This window comes from Streptomyces sp. NPDC088810 (assembly GCF_044750305.1).
In the GTDB taxonomy this organism is placed as follows: Bacteria; Actinomycetota; Actinomycetes; order Streptomycetales; family Streptomycetaceae; genus Streptomyces.
In genome coordinates this window covers 248,146-264,875 of record NZ_JBIVJQ010000011.1, presented here as the reverse complement: position 1 = coordinate 264,875, position 16,730 = coordinate 248,146, and the positions used below count along the sequence as shown (strand labels likewise).

Annotated in this window: 16 protein-coding genes; 5 read left to right on the top strand and 11 right to left on the bottom strand. The window is 71.6% G+C overall.

Annotated features, from left to right (window positions below; translation table 11 throughout):
- Window positions 1-53: 53 nt before the first annotated feature.
- The 3 genes from ACIP4Y_RS30560 to rimP form a co-directional block, all read right to left on the bottom strand.
- Window positions 54-350, bottom strand: coding sequence for a YlxR family protein (locus ACIP4Y_RS30560; protein ID WP_358645048.1), 297 nt, complete (start codon window positions 348-350; stop codon window positions 54-56).
- Between the two features lie 109 nt (window positions 351-459).
- On the bottom strand, window positions 460-1,446 hold the full coding sequence (nusA, locus tag ACIP4Y_RS30555) for a transcription termination factor NusA (protein ID WP_358645050.1): 987 nt from the start codon (window positions 1,444-1,446) through the stop codon (window positions 460-462).
- Between the two features lie 2 nt (window positions 1,447-1,448).
- Window positions 1,449-1,967, bottom strand: coding sequence for a ribosome maturation factor RimP (gene rimP, locus ACIP4Y_RS30550; protein ID WP_358645052.1), 519 nt, complete (start codon window positions 1,965-1,967; stop codon window positions 1,449-1,451).
- A gap of 253 nt (window positions 1,968-2,220) precedes the next feature.
- Here rimP and ACIP4Y_RS30545 point away from each other — a divergent pair, with 253 nt between their 5' ends.
- The 3 genes from ACIP4Y_RS30545 (at window position 2,221) to ACIP4Y_RS30535 (ending at window position 4,198) form a co-directional block, all read left to right on the top strand.
- Window positions 2,221-2,745 (top strand): hypothetical protein, encoded by a 525-nt coding sequence (locus ACIP4Y_RS30545; RefSeq protein WP_401398898.1) that lies wholly within the window; start codon window positions 2,221-2,223, stop codon window positions 2,743-2,745.
- Entirely contained in the window at window positions 2,742-3,224 is a 483-nt protein-coding gene (locus ACIP4Y_RS30540; protein WP_401398897.1) for a ferritin-like domain-containing protein, read from the top strand. Before ACIP4Y_RS30545 ends, ACIP4Y_RS30540 begins: the two co-directional genes overlap by 4 nt.
- Window positions 3,225-3,298: 74 nt before the next feature.
- The gene (locus ACIP4Y_RS30535) at window positions 3,299-4,198 is read left to right on the top strand and encodes an aminoglycoside phosphotransferase family protein (protein ID WP_358645058.1); all 900 of its coding nucleotides are present in this window, start codon (window positions 3,299-3,301) and stop codon (window positions 4,196-4,198) included.
- Between the two features lie 157 nt (window positions 4,199-4,355).
- On the opposite strand, the gene ACIP4Y_RS30530 is transcribed toward ACIP4Y_RS30535, so the two are convergent.
- The 6 genes from ACIP4Y_RS30530 to dxr form a co-directional block, all read right to left on the bottom strand.
- Complete coding sequence (locus ACIP4Y_RS30530) at window positions 4,356-6,059, bottom strand: proline--tRNA ligase (RefSeq protein WP_401398896.1); 1,704 nt, start codon at window positions 6,057-6,059, stop codon at window positions 4,356-4,358.
- Window positions 6,060-6,132: 73 nt separating this feature from the next.
- The gene (locus tag ACIP4Y_RS30525; RefSeq protein ID WP_358645062.1) at window positions 6,133-6,663 is read right to left on the bottom strand and encodes a GNAT family N-acetyltransferase; all 531 of its coding nucleotides are present in this window, start codon (window positions 6,661-6,663) and stop codon (window positions 6,133-6,135) included.
- 21 nt (window positions 6,664-6,684) lie between these two features.
- Complete coding sequence (locus ACIP4Y_RS30520) at window positions 6,685-7,533, bottom strand: GNAT family N-acetyltransferase (RefSeq protein ID WP_358645124.1); 849 nt, start codon at window positions 7,531-7,533, stop codon at window positions 6,685-6,687.
- Between the two features lie 303 nt (window positions 7,534-7,836).
- Window positions 7,837-8,994: a flavodoxin-dependent (E)-4-hydroxy-3-methylbut-2-enyl-diphosphate synthase gene (gene ispG, locus ACIP4Y_RS30515; protein WP_358645066.1), complete on the bottom strand. Its 1,158-nt coding sequence runs from the start codon at window positions 8,992-8,994 to the stop codon at window positions 7,837-7,839.
- Between the two features lie 169 nt (window positions 8,995-9,163).
- A complete protein-coding gene (locus tag ACIP4Y_RS30510; RefSeq protein ID WP_401398895.1) occupies window positions 9,164-10,468 on the bottom strand; it encodes a M50 family metallopeptidase in 1,305 nt (434 codons plus the stop codon).
- Window positions 10,465-11,736 (bottom strand): 1-deoxy-D-xylulose-5-phosphate reductoisomerase, encoded by a 1,272-nt coding sequence (gene dxr / locus ACIP4Y_RS30505; protein WP_401398894.1) that lies wholly within the window; start codon window positions 11,734-11,736, stop codon window positions 10,465-10,467. The genes ACIP4Y_RS30510 and dxr overlap by 4 nt, the downstream gene beginning before the upstream one ends.
- A 148-nt stretch (window positions 11,737-11,884) precedes the next feature.
- On the opposite strand from dxr, the gene ACIP4Y_RS30500 reads away from it, so the two are divergent.
- On the top strand, window positions 11,885-12,343 hold the full coding sequence (locus ACIP4Y_RS30500; protein ID WP_401398893.1) for a lamin tail domain-containing protein: 459 nt from the start codon (window positions 11,885-11,887) through the stop codon (window positions 12,341-12,343).
- On the opposite strand, the gene ACIP4Y_RS30495 is transcribed toward ACIP4Y_RS30500, so the two are convergent.
- Entirely contained in the window at window positions 12,340-14,274 is a 1,935-nt protein-coding gene (locus tag ACIP4Y_RS30495; protein WP_401398892.1) for an acyl-CoA dehydrogenase family protein, read from the bottom strand. The genes ACIP4Y_RS30500 and ACIP4Y_RS30495 overlap by 4 nt on opposite strands.
- A gap of 349 nt (window positions 14,275-14,623) precedes the next feature.
- On the opposite strand from ACIP4Y_RS30495, the gene ACIP4Y_RS30490 reads away from it, so the two are divergent.
- Window positions 14,624-15,637: a LacI family DNA-binding transcriptional regulator gene (locus tag ACIP4Y_RS30490; protein WP_401398891.1), complete on the top strand. Its 1,014-nt coding sequence runs from the start codon at window positions 14,624-14,626 to the stop codon at window positions 15,635-15,637.
- A gap of 353 nt (window positions 15,638-15,990) precedes the next feature.
- Here ACIP4Y_RS30490 and ACIP4Y_RS30485 read toward each other — a convergent pair whose 3' ends face one another.
- Complete coding sequence (locus ACIP4Y_RS30485; protein WP_401398890.1) at window positions 15,991-16,704, bottom strand: hypothetical protein; 714 nt, start codon at window positions 16,702-16,704, stop codon at window positions 15,991-15,993.
- Window positions 16,705-16,730 lie beyond the last annotated feature (26 nt).

Here is a 16,730-nt window from a genome sequence, read left to right as displayed (position 1 = left end):
CCTGCTTTCGACTCGCGAGGTACCAGGCCGCACGGGGTTCCGTACGGCTCGTCTTACGGCGTTGCCTGCTCGGCAACTGTTGTCTGCTCGACGTATCGGCGCAACGCCTTTGTGTCGAGCGGTCCCGGGACGCGCAGTGCCCGCGGGAACGCCCGGCGGCGTACCGCCTGGTCGAGACAGACCAGGGCGGGGTGCACATACGCACCCCGGCCGGGCAGCGTACCGCGAGGATCGGGGGCGCATGCGTCCTCGATCCTCACGATCCGCAGGAGATCGTTCTTGGCCGCCCGCTCCCGGCACCCCACACAGGTGCGTTCAGGGCATACTCCGGTGTGCGTCCGGCCAGACACAGTTAAGTCTACCTCCCCGTACCGACCTCACCCCTTTGGGGCAAAAATCGAACGGCTGTTGTCGTGATATCAGCGACGGGCGGCTTGGATCTATTCCCCGCCCCCGGGCCTACTCCCCGGCCTGCTCGGTGTCGGGCCGGATGTCGATCCGCCAGCCGGTGAGGCGGGCGGCGAGGCGGGCGTTCTGGCCCTCCTTGCCGATCGCCAGCGACAGCTGGTAGTCCGGCACGGTCACCCGTGCGGAGCGGGCGGCCATGTCCACGACCTCCACTTTGCTCACCCGAGCGGGTGACAAGGCGTTCGCCACCATCTCGGCCGGGTCGTCCGACCAGTCGACGATGTCGATCTTCTCGCCGTTCAGCTCGCCCATCACGTTGCGGACCCGGCCGCCCATGGGGCCGATGCAGGCGCCCTTGGCGTTCAGGCCCGAACGGGTGGACCGTACGGCGATCTTGGTGCGGTGACCGGCCTCACGGGCGATCGCGGCGATCTCCACCGAGCCGTCGGCGATCTCCGGCACCTCCAGGGCGAAGAGCTTCTTCACCAGGTTGGGGTGGGTCCGCGAGAGGGTCACGGACGGGCCGCGGACGCCCTTGGCCACCCGGACGACGTACGACCTCAGGCGCATGCCGTGCGGGTAGGTCTCGCCGGGCACCTGCTCCTGCACCGGCAGGATGGCCTCCAGCTTGCCGATGTCCACGAGCACGTTCTTCGGGTCGCGGCCCTGCTGGACCACTCCGGTGACGATGTCGCCCTCGCGGCCGGCGTACTCGCCGAGCGTCGCGTCGTCCTCGGCGTCGCGCAGCCGCTGCAGGATCACCTGCTTGGCGGTGGTCGCGGCGATACGGCCGAAGCCGGACGGGGTGTCGTCGAACTCGCGGGGCTCCTGCCCCTCCGTGAGGTCGTCGGGGTCCTCCTTCGCCCACACGGTCACATGCCCGGTCTCCCGGTTGAGCTCCACGCGCGCGTGTCGGCGGCTTCCCTCGGTGCGGTGGTAGGCGATGAGGAGGGCCGACTCGATCGCCTCGACCAGCAGGTCGAAGGAGATCTCCTTCTCCCGAACCAAGCCCCGCAGGGCGCTCATGTCGATGTCCACGGCTACGCCTCCTCCTCTTCCTTCATGTCCTTCTTGACCTTGTCGTCCTTGCGGTTGAACTCGACCTGCACGCGCGCCCTGGCGATCTCGGGGAAGCCGAGCCTGCGGCTCGTGGCCTTGCGGCCCTTGACCCCGGGCACCTCGACGTCGATGCCCTCGTCGTCGACCTCCAGGATCCGGGCGACCAGCTCGCCGCCCTCGGCGAGCTGGAACTTCACGAGCCGGTCGGTCGCGCGCACGAAGTGCCGGTGCTCGGTGAGGAGGCGCTCCGCGCCGGGGGTTCCGACCTCCAGGTCGTACGCGGCGTCACCCATCGCGTTGGTCTCGTCGAGCTTCGCCGAGAGCGCACGGCTCACATCGGCGATGGCGTCCAGGTCGGCTCCGGTGTCGGAGTCGACGACCACGCGCAGCACCCGCTTGCGTCCGACGGAGTCCACGGCGATCTCTTCGAGATCCAGCCCCTGGGAGGTGACGAGCGGTTCCAGCAGCTCTCGCAGCCTCTCGCTCTGGGTGGTGCTCATCCGGGTGACTCCTCGGCCGCGTGTGCTGTTGTGGGATGGGTCGCGTGTCTGGTCAAAGGGTATCCGGTCGCGGAGGGTGTTGCTGTCCCCTCCATGGGTGGGCGCGCGGCGGAGCCGCATGTCATCACAGCACGTGACCCTGAGGCGGGCTGTGTGAGCCGGTGACATGAAGCGAGGGGGTGCGCGGGTACCGTGATCACCGGCGGGCCGGGTCCCGCCCGTGTGTTCGTACGAGCCCCCGAGGACGTCAGCCGTGCCGTACCCCCCTTCGTCGCGCATCCCCTCGGGGCCGCGCAGAAGATCCCTGCTCGCCTCGGCCGCCGGGGCCGCCCTCCTCGTGGGCTGCTCGGCCGAGCCCGACGACGGCGGCACGGGTCCGTCGGCCACCGCCCGGGCCCGCGCGCGTGCGGCCCGGGACAGCCGGGGACTGCTGGGGCACTACGACGCGGTACTCGCCGCGCATCCCGGGCTTGCGGAGCGGCTGCGTCCGCTGCGGGCCCAGGTCGCGGCGCACGCGGTGGCCTTCGAGGAGGGCTCGACGGCCACCCCGACCGCCACCGCCACCGCTTCGGCCACGGTGTCGGCATCGCCGTCCGCCGTGGCCGTGCCGGCCGGCGAGAAGGACGCCGTCGCGGGGCTGGCCGCCGCCGAGCGGGCCCTCGCCGACCGGCGCGGCACGGAGCTGCTGGAGGTGCCGGGCGAGCTGGCGCGGCTGCTGGCGTCGGTCGCGGCCGCCGGGGCCGCGCACGCGTACCTGCTGACGGAGGGGGCCAGGTGAGCGACGGGACCGAGCTGACCGCGCTGCAGGCGGCGCTGGCGGCGGAGCACGCGGCGGTGTACGGGTACGGCGTCGTCGGCGGACGGATCGACGAGCGGCGGCGGACCCAGGCACGGGCGGCGTACGACGCGCACCGTGCGCGCCGGGACGCGCTGGTGCGCGCCGTGCGTGACCTGGGCGGCACTCCGGTCGCCGCGAGTGCCGGGTACGCGCTGCCGTTCCCGGTCCAGGACGGGGCGGCGGCGGTACGGCTGGCCGCGCAGCTGGAGGAACGGCTGGCCGGGGTGTACTCGGACCTGGTGCGGGCGGCCGCCGGCGCACGGCGGGCCGACGCGGCCGGGGCGCTGCGCGAGGCCGCGGTCCGGGCGGTGCGCTGGAGTGGGGAGAGCGTAGCCTTCCCTGGGCTCGCCGAGCGGTCCGGCGGGCAGACGGGCGCGGCCGGCACGACCCCCTCGCCCTCCACGCCGGCGACACGCTAGCCACCGGCGGGGCGGGCCGTACGACAGCCCGGAGCAGGGCCCGACAGCACGCGACAGGAAGGGACGACTCGCGCATGGCTTTCGAAGCACCGCAGCGCCTGGTGCGGGCGCTCGGTGAGACGGCACCGGCCGGGGACGACTGGCTGGCGCGGCTGCCCGCGGCAGCCGAGCGGGCCGTCGCCCGGCGCGAGTTGACCGTGGAGCGGGTGCAGGTGCCCGGCGGGCGCAGCAGCCTGGTGGTGCTGGTGCGGCGGGCGGACGGCACCCCGGCCGTACTGAAGCTGGCGCCGCCGCGGGCGCGCCCGGAGAGCGAGCGGGCGGCGCTGGCGCACTGGGGCGGGCTGGGCGCCGTACAGCTGCTGGAGTCCGAGGCGGAGGACGGGGTGCTGCTGCTGGAGCGGCTGCACCCCGATGTGTCGGTCCGGTCGCTGCCGGAGGCGAAGGCGCTGCTGGAGGCGGCGGGGACGCTGCGCCGGCTGTGGGTGGAGCCGCCGGCCGGGCATGCCCTCGAGACCGTCGCCGAGCGCACCGGACGGCAGGCGGCGGCGATGCGGGCGAGCGCCGGGACCGACCCGGAGGCGGCGCCCCTGGTGGAGTCGGCGCTCGCGGCCCGGGAGGAGCTGCTGGCCGCGCCGCCGGAGCAGTTGCTGCTGCACGGCACGTTCCGGCAGAGCAAGGTGCTCGCCGGGGAGCGGATGCCCTGGCTCGCGGTGGGCCCGGACCCGGTGGTCGGCGAGAGCGCCTTCGACCTGGCCCGCCTGGTGCGGGACCGGGTGGAGGACCTGATCGCGACGCCGAGCGGCCCGGCGACCACCCGGCGCCGGATCAAGCGGCTCGCGGAGTCGCTGGAGGTGGACCAGGAACGGCTGCGCGGCTGGACGCTGTTCCGGGCGGTGGAGTCCGGGGTGCGGGCCCGCCGGGTCGGCCGGGAGAAGGACGCGGAGCTGCTGCTGGAGTTCGCGGCCTGGCTGTAGGCACGCGTAGTCGGGAGGGGGACGACCCGTGGTATCCCGGCGAGCGGATCCGGGTTACGGCACGGTCTTCTCCGTCGCCTTCAAGGCCCGGGAGTACCGGACCGTTTCCCGGGGGGAGTGGCGGCGCGCACGGTCGTGAGCGCCGCCCGTCGCGTCGTCAGGCCGTGAGGCGGGCGATCGCGTCCTCGACCGAGAGTTCCTCCCGCTCGCCGGTCTTGCGGTCCTTCAGCTCCAGGACGCCCTCGCCGGAGCGGCGGCCGGCCACCAGGATCTGGGGCACGCCGATCAGCTCGGCGTCGGTGAACTTCACGCCCGGGGAGACCCCGGCCCGGTCGTCCACCAGGACGCGGACGCCCGCGGCGGCGAGCTTCTCGGCGACGTCGAGGGCCAGCTCGGTCTGCAGGGCCTTGCCGGCGGCGACGACGTGCACGTCAGCCGGGGCGATCTCCTTGGGCCAGACCAGGCCGTGCTCGTCGGCGGTCTGCTCGGCGAGCGCGGCGACGGCGCGGGAGACGCCGATGCCGTAGGAGCCCATGGTGACGCGGACGGGCTTGCCGTTCTGGCCGAGGACGTCCAGCTTGAGGGCGTCGGTGTACTTGCGGCCCAGCTGGAAGATGTGGCCGATCTCGATGGCGCGGTCCAGCTTCAGGCCGGTGCCGCACTTGGGGCAGGGGTCGCCCTCCTGCACGACCACGACGTCCACGTACTCGTCGACCTCGAAGTCCCGGCCGGCGACGACGTTCTTGGCGTGCGTGTGCTCCTTGTTGGCACCGGTGATCCAGGAGGTGCCGGGGGCCACGCGCGGGTCGGCGATGTACTTCACCTTCTCGCCCAGGCCCTGCGGTCCGACGTAGCCGCGGACCAGGTCGGAGCGCTCGGCGAAGTCGGCCTCGGTGACCATCTCGACGGCGGCCGGGGCGAAGTGCTCCTCGACCTTGCCCATGTCCACCTCGCGGTCCCCGGGCACGCCCACGGCGACGATCTCGCCGTCCACCTTGACCAGCAGGTTCTTCAGCGTGGCGGAGGCCGGGACGCCGAGCGAGGCGGCCAGCGTCTCGATGGTCGGGGTGTCCGGGGTCGGGATCTCCTCCAGCGCGGGCACGGCCGAGCCGTCGACCGGCTTCAGCTCGTACGTGATCGCCTCCGTGTTGGCGGCGAAGTCGCAGTTCGGGCAGTCCGCGAAGGTGTCCTCGCCGGCCTCGGCCGGGGCGAGGAACTCCTCGGACTTGGAGCCGCCCATGGCGCCGGCGGTGGCCGCGACGATGCGGTAGTCGAGGCCGAGGCGCGCGAAGACGCGCTGGTAGGCCTCGCGGTGCAGGGCGTAGGACCGGGCGAGGCCCTCGTCCTCCAGGTCGAAGGAGTACGAGTCCTTCATCAGGAACTCACGGCCGCGCAGGATGCCGGCGCGGGGGCGGGCCTCGTCGCGGAACTTGGTCTGGATCTGGTAGAGGATCACCGGCAGGTCCTTGTAGGACGTGCACTGGTCCTTGACCAGGAGGGTGAAGATCTCCTCGTGGGTGGGGCCGAGGAGGTAGTCGCCGCCCTTGCGGTCCTTGAGCCGGAACAGCTCCTGGCCGTACTCGTCCCAGCGGCCGGTGGCCTCGTAGGGCTCGCGCGGCAGCAGGGCGGGCAGCGAGACCTCCTGGGCGCCGATGGCGTCCATCTCCTCGCGGACGATGCGCTCGACGTTGGCGAGGACCTTCTTGCCGAGGGGCAGCCAGCTCCAGATGCCGGCGGCCGTGCGGCGGACGTAGCCGGCGCGGACGAGGAGCTTGTGGCTGAGGACCTCGGCGTCCGCCGGGTCGTCGCGCAGCGTCTTCGCCATCAACTGGGACATGCGCTGGACCGGTGCGTTGGCCATGGTTCTCGTACTCCTGCCGGGTAAAGGTGATGGCATGGAGGTTAGCCGGGCCGCCCGTGCCGGTGGAAATCGGTTAGCGCCTGCGCAGCGGGAGCGGGGCGCCCATCACGGCGTACGGCCGCGGTGCGCTCGGGAAGTGCACCCGGCGGGCGAGGTCGACGTAGCCGAGGGAGTGGTAGAGGCCGCGGGCGGGGCTGTCGGTGTCGATCGCGGAGAGGATCGAGCGGGGTTCGGCGGCGGTGTCGGTGATGGTGGTGATCAGCCGCCGGCCGATGCCGCGGTTCTGGTGGTCGGGGTGGACGTGCAGTTCGGTGATGACGAAGGAGTCGTCCAGCCAGAAGTCGTTGCCGTTGGCCCGGAGGTAGGGCTCGACGACGGTGGACCACCAGTGGGTACGGCTGTTGGGCATGCCGTAGACGAATCCGATCAGCTGTCCGCGGCTGGTGGCGCCGAGGGCCCGTGCGCCGTTGTACTGCATGTGGCGCTGCACGATCTGCCGGCGTACGGCGACTTCGTCCGGTCCGAGCCCGAAGGCGACGGCCTGGACGGCCAGGGCCTCGTCCACGTGGGCAGCGAGGTCCAGGGGGCCGATCACGAGGTCCATGCCCGGGAGCGTACAGGGCGGTCAGAACAGAACGCTCATGAAGGCTCCCACCTCTTGGAAGCCCACCCTGCGGTATGTCCTGCGCGCCGCCGTGTTGAAGTCGTTCACGTACAGGCTGACCACGGGGGCGAAGTCCGCCAGGGCGTAGCGCAGGACCGCCGCCATGCCGGGGGCCGCGAGGCCCCGCCCCCGGTACTCGGGGGCCACCCAGACGCCCTGGATCTGGCAGGCGTGCCGGGTCGCGGCGCCGATCTCCGCCTTGAACACGACCCGGCCCTGGTCGTCGACGCGGGCGAAGGAGCGGCCGGAGCCGACGAGTTCGGCGACCCGGGCCTGGTACAGCAGTCCGCCGTCGCCCGCGAGCGGCGATACGCCGACCTCCTCGGTGAACATCGCGACGCACGCCGGCATGATCGTTTCCATCTCGTCCTTGCGGACGCGGCGGACGTACGGGTCCGGGGCGATGCCGGCCGGCATCCGGTCGGTGACCATCAGCGGCTGGCGGGCGCGGACCTCGCGGGCCGGGCCCCAGTGCGGTTCCAGCAGCCGCCACAGCTGGGCGGTGGCTTCGGCGGGGCCGACGATGGAGGAGCAGCGGCGGCCGGCCCGCCGGGCGCGGTCGGCGAAGGCGCGGACCGCGCGCGGGGTGGCGCAGATGGGGACGAGGTTGGCGCCCGCGTAGCACAGGGACGTGAGCATGCCGTCCTCGTACCAGCCCCACATCTCGCCGCCGAGCCGCCAGGGGTCGAGGCCCGCGACCTGGACCCGGGAGGTCACGAAGGCGTTGGCGACCGGCTCGCGGTCGAGGACGGCGAGCGCGGCGTCCAGGTCACTCGGTTCCAGGACCCGGGAGGTGGTCTGGGTCAGCACGTGCGGGGCCTCACGGTCGGACATTGCCTGATCCCCGCACTGTACCTGCCGGAATTCTCCCGTGCCGCCCCCGGTCCGACGGCAAGGGATCACTCCGGATCCTCACCGCCGAGCCGGGGCGGCAGCCCGCGGACCGCGCCCCGGAGGTCCAGCACCAGACGGTGCAGGGCCTTGACCGTGACGACGGCGGCACCATTGACGTCCACGGGGAGGCGGCGCGGGTGTCGTTGTCCGGCATCGTTCGGCGCCGCGCGCCCCCGGTCCGACGGGTGCGGGGCCTGCGGGCGATCTCCTCGCCGGGTGTCAGCCCGTCACCGACACCGACGGCTCGCCGGAGGTGACGCCGTCCTTCTCCATCTGCTCGGCCAGCTTCATGGCCTCCTCGATCAGGGTCTCCACGATCTTCGACTCGGGGACGGTCTTGATGACCTCGCCCTTGACGAAGATCTGGCCCTTGCCGTTGCCGGAGGCGACGCCGAGGTCGGCCTCGCGGGCCTCGCCGGGGCCGTTGACGACGCAGCCCATGACGGCGACGCGGAGGGGGACCTCCATGCCGGTGAGGCCGGCGGTGACCTCTTCGGCGAGCTTGTAGACGTCGACCTGGGCACGGCCGCAGGAGGGGCAGGAGACGATCTCCAGGCCGCGCTGGCGCAGGCCGAGCGACTGGAGGATCTGGAGGCCGACCTTGACCTCCTCGACGGGCGGGGCCGACAGGGAGACGCGGATGGTGTCGCCGATGCCCTGGGAGAGCAGGGCGCCGAAGGCGACGGCCGACTTGATCGTGCCCTGGAAGGCGGGGCCTGCCTCGGTGACGCCGAGGTGGAGGGGGTAGTCGCACTGCTCGGCGAGCTGGCGGTAGGCCTCGATCATCACGACCGGGTCGTTGTGCTTGACCGAGATCTTGATGTCGCGGAAGTCGTGCTCCTCGAAGAGGGAGGCCTCCCAGAGGGCCGATTCGACCAGGGCCTCGGGGGTGGCCTTGCCGTACTTCTGGAGCAGGCGCCGGTCCAGGGAGCCCGCGTTGACGCCGATGCGGATCGGGGTGCCGTGCTCCTTGGCGGCCCGCGCGATCTCCTTGACCTTGTCGTCGAACTGCTTGATGTTGCCCGGGTTGACGCGGACCGCGGCGCAGCCGGCCTCGATGGCGGCGAAGACGTACTTGGGCTGGAAGTGGATGTCCGCGATCACCGGGATCTGGGACTTCTTCGCGATGGTGGCGAGGGCGTCGGCGTCGTCCTGGGTGGGGCAGGCCACCCGGACGATCTGGCAGCCGGAGGCGGTCAGCTCGGCGATCTGCTGGAGGGTGGCGCCGATGTCGGACGTACGGGTCGTGGTCATCGACTGGACCGAGACCGGCGCGTCCCCGCCGACCGCCACGCTTCCGACCTGGATCTGCCGGCTCTTGCGGCGCTCGGCGAGCTTGGTCGGAACGGACGGCATGCCGAGAGAAATCGCAGTCATCTGCTGTGCAACCCCAAGTCGTGGATCAAGGTCCGGTCCCGTGAACGGCGGGCCCCAGGCTTCGAGATTACGGCACCGGCCCGGCCGTCAGCACACCCCTCCCGCAAAGCCACCCGATGGGAGGCGGCCCGGAACCACCGGGTTCCGGGCCGCCGTGAACGAGGGGTGGCTAGGAGATTTTCACCGGGTTGACCACGTCGGCGATCAGCACCAGGACGGTGAAGCAGACGAAGATCCCGGCCACCACGTACGCCACCGGCATCAGCTTGGCGACGTCGAACGGACCGGGGTCGGGCCGGCGCAGCACCCGGGCCACGTTCCGCCGCAGCGACTCCCACAGGGCGCCCGCGATGTGCCCGCCGTCGAGCGGGAGCAGCGGAAGCATGTTGAACAGGAACAGGGAGAGGTTGAAGCCGGCGACCACGAACACGGCCATGGCCAGCTGCTGCGAGGCGGGGATGTCCAGGGTGGCGATCTCGCCGGTGACCCGGGCCGCGCCGACGATGCCCATCGGGGAGTCCGGTTCGCGCGGGCCGTCGCCGAAGGCGGCGTCCCACAGGGCCGGGATCTTGCCGGGCAGGGCGACGAGGGAGTCGACGGCGTCGCCGACCCGGTCGGTCATCCAGGTCACGGACTCGCCGAAGTCCTGCTTGACGACACCGGTGGCGGAGCTGAAGCCGAGGAAGCCGGCCTTGACGTACTGGCCCTCGACGTACCCGCCGCCGGAGTCCTTCTTGGCGACCATGTTGGTGGCGATCTTCGCGTGCAGGGTGAGCTGCTTGCCGTCCCGCTCGACGACGATCGGCACGGTCTTGCCCGCGCTGACCCGGATGAGGTCCGACAGGGTGCTCCAGTCCTCGGTGGGCTTGCCGTCGAAGGAGACGATCTTGTCGCGCTTCTTCATGCCGGCGGCCGCGGCCGGGGAGGCCGGGTCGGACTTCTTGCAGCTGTCGCGGTGCTCGCTCTGCGCGATGACGCAGGGCGAGACGGAGGCGACGGTGGTGGTCTGCTGCTGGATGCCGAAGCCCATCAGCACGGTGAGGAACAGGCCGACCGCGAGCACCAGGTTCATGAAGGGGCCCGCGAACATGACGATGACCCGCTTCCACGGCTTGCGCGTGTAGAACATGCGCGTCTCGTCACCCGGCTCGAGTTCCTCGAAGGCCGCCGAGCGGGCGTCCTCGATCATGCCGCGCCACGGGGAGGTGGAGCGGGCGGTGACCCTGCCGGAGTCGTCGGGCGGGAACATCCCGATCATGCGGATGTAGCCGCCGAGCGGGATCGCCTTGATGCCGTACTCGGTCTCGCCCTTCTTCCGCGACCAGACGGTCGGGCCGAAGCCGACCATGTACTGCGGGACGCGGATGCCGAAGAGCTTGGCCGTGGACAGGTGCCCCAGCTCGTGCCACGCGATCGAGACGAGCAGGCCCACCGCGAAGACCACTATGCCGAGGATGAACATCAAGGTCGTCATGCACGCGCCTCCGCGGTCGCCGTCGTGGCTGTGAGTTCGCGGGCCCGGGCCCGCGCCCAGGTCTCCGCTTCGAGGACGTCCGACACGGTGAGCGAGGTTCCCGTGACCGGGGTGCCGTGCTCCTCGACCACCCGGATGACGGTCTCCATGATCCCGTTGAAGGGCAGAGCGCCGCTCAGGAAGGCCGCGACGCACTCCTCGTTGGCGGCATTGAACACCGCCGGGGCCGTGCCCGCGAGCCGCCCCACGTGCCGGGCGAGGTTCACCGAGGGGAAGGCCTCGTCGTCCAGCGGGAAGAACTCCCAGCTGGAGGCCTTGCTCCAGTCGAAGGCGGGCGCCGCGTCGGGAACGCGTTCGGGCCAGCCCAGACCGATGGCGATGGGCCCGCGCATGTCCGGGGGCGTCGCCTGGGCGATCGTGGATCCGTCGGTGAACTCGACCATCGAGTGGACATACGACTGCGGGTGCACGACCACCTCAATGCGGTCGAAGGGAATGTCGTAGAGCAGGTGTGCCTCGATGACCTCCAGTCCCTTGTTGACCAGGGTCGCGGAGTTGACCGTGATCACCGGGCCCATCGCCCAGGTGGGGTGGGCGAGGGCGTCGGCGACGGTGACGTGGGCCAGCTCGTCCCTGGTCCGGCCGCGGAAGGGGCCGCCGGAGGCGGTGACGACGAGCTTGCGGACGTCGGCCCGGGTGCCGGCGGCGAGCGCCTGGAAAAGGGCCGCGTGCTCGGAGTCGACCGGGATGATCTGGCCGGGCTTGGCGAGGGCCGTGACCAGCGGGCCGCCGACGATCAGCGACTCCTTGTTGGCGAGCGCGAGGGTGCGGCCGGCTTCCAGGGCGGCGAGGGTCGGGGCGAGGCCGATGGAGCCGGTGATGCCGTTGAGCACGGTGTGGCAGGCGGAGGCGGCGACCTGGGTGGCCGCGTCGGGTCCGGCGAGGATCTCGGGCAGCGGTTCCCCGCTGCCGTACTCGGCGGCGAGCGCCTCGCGCAGCGCGGGTACGACGCCCTCGCGGGCGACCGCGACGGTCCGCACCCGCAGCCGGTGCGCCTGCTCGGCGAGGAGGGCCACCCGGCCGCCGTTCGCGGAGAGGGCGGTGACCCGGAAGCGGTCGGGGTGGCGCAGCACGAGGTCGATGGCCTGGGTGCCGATGGATCCGGTGGAGCCGAGGATCACCACGTCCTTGGGGCCGTCCCCGGGGACGGGGTCGTAGACGAGGTGCGGGTCGGCGAGGGGCGCCGGACGGGCGGGACTGTCGGTCATCCCCCCATTGTGGCCGCAAGCGGTGACGGCCCGGACAGCGCGTCCCTCGGCCGAGTGCCTCCCCGGACATTGTGGAGCCGACGTGAAGATCATGTGATAACACTTCGTTCCACATGATTCGCGGACGACATCCTGGGGGGATCTCTCCATGCGTACTGTGCGCATACGCGCGGCCCTGCCCGCTCTCGCCGGCGCGGCCCTGCTCACCGGCACCCTGCTCAGCACCCCGGCCGAGGCCGCCGGGGGCGTGAAGATCCACCACGTGTGGTTCGACAGCCCGGGCAGCGACAACCGCTCCAACAAGAGCCTGAACGCCGAGTGGGTGCAGCTCAAGAACACCAGCGGTGCTGCCGTCTCGCTCAAGGGCTGGGTGCTGAAGGACGCCTCCAACCACAAGTACGTCTTCCCGAACGTCAAGATCGGCGCCGGGAAGTACCTGAAGATCCACACCGGCAGCGGCTCGGACACCGCGTCGGACAAGTACCAGGACCGCCGTGCCTACGTCTGGAACAACGACAAGGACACGGCGACCCTGACCAGGGCGAGCGGCAGCAAGGTCGACACCTGCTCCTGGACGACGCGGGACCCGAGCGACACGTACTGCTAGCTCCCGAACGGACGGCGGGCGTTCTCGCAGGCCGAGGCGCCGGGGGTCGCGTCCGCGATCCACGGCCCCTCGCCCGACGGGTCGAGGACGCCCTCCTCCAGCCAGGTGTAGGCGCCGGCGAGGACGGTCCTGACCACCTTGCGGTCCAAGTCGTCGGTGTTGGTCCACAGCCGGCCGAAGAGTTCGTCCACCCGGATGCGGGCCTGGCGGCAGAAGGCGTCGGCGAGCTGGTAGGCCTCGCGGCCGTGCTCGCCCTCGCGCCACAGCCGTTCGGCGCGGACGCAGGCCGCGCTCATCGCGAACAGCTCGGCGCCGATGTCCACGATCCGGCCGAGGAAGCCCTGCTTGGTCTCCATCCGGCCCTGCCAGCGGGACATGGCGTAGAAGGTGGACCGGGCCAGCTTGCGGGCCGTGCGCTCGACGTAGCGCAGGTGCCCGGAGAGGTCGATGCCGTGCTTGAACTCGCCGTACGCCGTCGGCAGCTGCCCCGGTCCGGCGACCAGCTTCGGCAGCCACTTGGCGTAGAAGACGCCCGCGTTCGCGCCCGCCCTGGCCTTGGCGGACAGCGGCTTGTCGGGGTCGATGAGGTCGCCGGCGACCGACAGGTGGGCGTCGACGGCCTCGCGGGCGATCAGCAGGTGCATGATCTCCGTGGAGCCCTCGAAGATGCGGTTGATGCGCAGGTCGCGCAGGATCTGCTCGGCCGGGACGGGGCGTTCGCCGCGCGCCCGCAGCGACTCGGCCGTCTCGTAGCCGCGCCCGCCGCGGATCTGGACCAGCTCGTCGGCCATCTTCCAGGCCATCTCGGAGCCGTAGAGCTTGGCGAGGGCGGCCTCGATGCGGATGTCGTTGCGGTCCTCGTCGGCCATCTGCGAGGACAGGTCGAGCACGGCCTCCAGCGCGAAGGTGGTGGCCGCGATGAAGCTGATCTTGGAGCCGACGGCCTCGTGCAGCGCGACCGGCTTGCCCCACTGCTCGCGCTCCGCCGACCACTCACGGGCGATCTTCAGGCACCACTTGCCGGCGCCCGCGCACATCGCCGGCAGCGACAGCCGCCCGGTGTTCAGCGTGGTCAGCGCGATCTTCAGGCCCGCGCCCTCGGGGCCGATGCGGTGGGCGGCCGGGACCCGGACCCGGTGGAAGCGGGTGACGCCGTTCTCGATGCCGCGCAGCCCCATGAAGGCGTTGCGGTTCTCCACGGTGACGCCCTGGGCGGTGGCCTCCACCACGAACGCGGTGATGCCGCCCTTGTGGCCCTCGGACTTCGGCACCCGCGCCATGACGACGAGCAGGTCGGCGACCACTCCGTTGGTGGTCCACAGCTTCACGCCGTCGAGGACGTAGTCGTCGCCGTCGGGTACGGCCGTGGTGGCCAGGCGGGCCGGGTCGGAGCCCACGTCCGGCTCGGTGAGCAGGAACGCGGAGATGTCCGTGCGGGCGCAGCGGGGCAGGAAGGCGTCCTTCTGCTCCTGGGTGCCGAACAGCTTCAGCGGCTGCGGGACGCCGATCGACTGGTGGGCGGAGAGCAGCGCGCCGACGGCGGGGCTGACGGAGCCGGCCAGGGCGAGGGCCTTGTTGTAGTAGAGCTGGGTGAGGCCGAGACCGCCGTACTTGGGGTCGATCTTCATGCCGAGGGCGCCGAGTTCCTTCAGGCCCGCCACGACCTCGTCGGGGATGCGGGCCTCGCGCTCGATGCGGGCGGAGTCGATCTCCGTCTCGCAGAAGGCGCGCAGTTTCGCCAGGAACTCCTCGCCGCGCCGGACGGATTCCTCGTCGGGGAGCGGGTGGGGGTGGATGAGGTCGAGCCGGAAGCGCCCGAGGAACAGTTCCTTGGCGAAGCTGGGCTTGCGCCAGTCCTGTTCCCGGGCGGCCTCCGCCACCCTGCGGGCCTCGCGCTCGGTGACGGTGGTGCGTGGGGTGGTGGCGGTCATTGAGGCTCACCTCGCCGCAAAGAGGGACGACTGGGACCGTTCGTTACCGACCAGTGCTACTGGATCGTTGGTACCCCAAACGGGCCGACCCCACCACCCCTCGCGCGCCGAACGGGTGTCCGGGCGAAGTCGCCTTCCTCGGCAGGCGTGGTCCGGGGTGTTGCATCGAGGATCCTGGAGGGGGACGGTTCCGGTACCGGACGGCCGTGGCCGTCGCATCATTCGCTGTCGAAGCGCTTCGATAGCCTATGGACACCCCGGCCTCGCTGGGGTTAGTGTCACTCACACCCTCACTCACTGTGTCGGATAAGCGCAGCGTCGAAGCGCTTCACAAAGCTTGGAGAGCTGGATGGTCACCCTTGCCGAGGTCGCCCAGCACGCCGGAGTCTCGGCGAGCACGGTGAGTTATGTCCTCAGCGGCAAGCGGTCCATCTCCGCCACCACCCGGCAGCGGGTCGAGCAGAGCATCCGGGAGCTCGGCTACCACCCGAACGCGGGCGCCCGCGCCCTGGCCGGCAAACGGTCGAACATCATCGCGCTGATGATCCCGCTGCGCACCGACATGTACGTGCCGGTGATGATGGAGATCGCCATCGCCGTGGCCACCACGGCCCGCACGCACGGCTACGACGTCCTGCTCCTCACCGGCGAGGAGGGCCCCGACGCGGTGCGCCGGGTCACCGGCAGCGGGCTGGCCGACGCGATGATCCTGATGGACGTCGAGCTGGAGGACGAGCGGCTGCCGCTGCTGCGGGAGACCGACCAGCCCTCCGTGCTCATCGGTCTGCCCGCCGACACCACCGGTCTGACCTGCGTGGACCTGGACTGGAACGCGACCGGCGCGCTGTGCGTGGAGCACCTCGCCGAGCTGGGCCACCGCGACATCGCTGTCATCGGCGAGGCCCCGGCGGTCTACGAGCGGCACACCGGCTTCGCCGAGCGCACCCTCGACGGACTGCGCTCCCGGGCCCGCGAAAGAGGCCTCCGGCTGCTGCACCGGCCGTGCGAGGGCGGGTACGACGCGATGGCCCTCACCCTGGCCCGGGTCTTCGACGAGCGCCCGGGCACCACCGGGTTCGTCGTGCAGAACGAGTCGGCCGTGGAGCCGCTGCTCGCCCTGCTGCGCCAGCAGGGCCGGGCCGTGCCGGAGGACGTGTCCGTGGTCGCGATCTGCCCGGACCAGGTCGCCGTCCAGGCCTCGGTGCGGCTGACCTCGGCCGCCATCCCCGCCCAGGAGATGGGCCGGCACGCCGTGGAGCACCTGGTGGCCAAGCTGGACGGGCGCGGCAGCGACGAGGTCGTGCTGCTCGCGCCCGAGCTGACGGAGCGGGCGAGTTCGGGGCCGGCGCCGGCCGCGTCCTGACACCCCGCCGCTCCCGCCCCCTCCGGGGCGCACCTGCCCAAGGTCGGTCTCGCGCAGTGGTCCGGGTGCGGGCCCGGCTCGGCGGCCCGCCCTGACCGTCCACGTCGACGCCGAGGGTCTGTTCCGCTTCCAGCGGTTCGCCGCGTACGGGGAGGAGGAGCTGTACGCCCTCGGCCGGCACCAGCACGGCCGCTTCGTCGGCGTCATGCGGCCGGCGCACCAGGAGGGCCTGTGACGGTCGACGCCCCGCTGGAGCGCATCCCGCTGTTCCTGCCCGACGGGGCCGGGCTGCCGGTCGCAGGCTAGCCGGGAGGGGCCGGCCCCGTGCCGGGGCCGGCCCCTCCTCACTCAACTCAACTGCTGCTGACGGTCAGGTTGTTGGTGGTGAAGTTCAGGCCGCCGGAGGAGGACGTGATCTCGTAGCCGAACTGGACGTCGCCGATGGTGACGTTGCCGAACCAGCCCTTGGTGTCCTTGATCCACTTCAGGATCGGCAGGATGTTCACCGTGCCCGAGCCGGAGTTGGAGCTGCGGATGAACGAGAAGACTTCGTTGGAGCCGTTGTTGCCCTTGTAGACGGTCCAGGTGGCGCCGCCGAGGGTGACCGTGCCCTGCGAGGTGCCGAGCGGGCCGACGGCCCCGGTCTTGTTGACCCAGAGCATGACCTCGTACTTGTAGCCGGTGTCCCAGATGTCGTACGACGTGTTGTACGCGCCGGACGACGGGACGGTGACGTTGTAGTTGCTGGTGAGCGAGGTCAGCGAGGTGATCGGCTTGTTGACCACCTTCTTGGCGTTGGGGTAGGACTTGATCCCGCCGGTGTTCGGGTGGTTCGCCCAGACGCCCCAGTTGGTGCCGGAGTTGGCCCAGACGCACTGGCTGCCGGCGCCGGAGCCCCAGATGTTGTTGTAGAGGGTGTAGCCGTTCAGGCTGGTGTTGCCCCACTGGTCGCAGGAGTTCCAGACGGCGGCGGAGGCGGGCGCCGAGGCGAGACCGACGGTGGCGCCGAGGGCGAGGGCGGGGGCGAGCAGGGCCTGGGCGACCCTGCCGAGCGTGCTTGTTGCCATGGTGTCCCTTCCATGGGTGGGGGGAG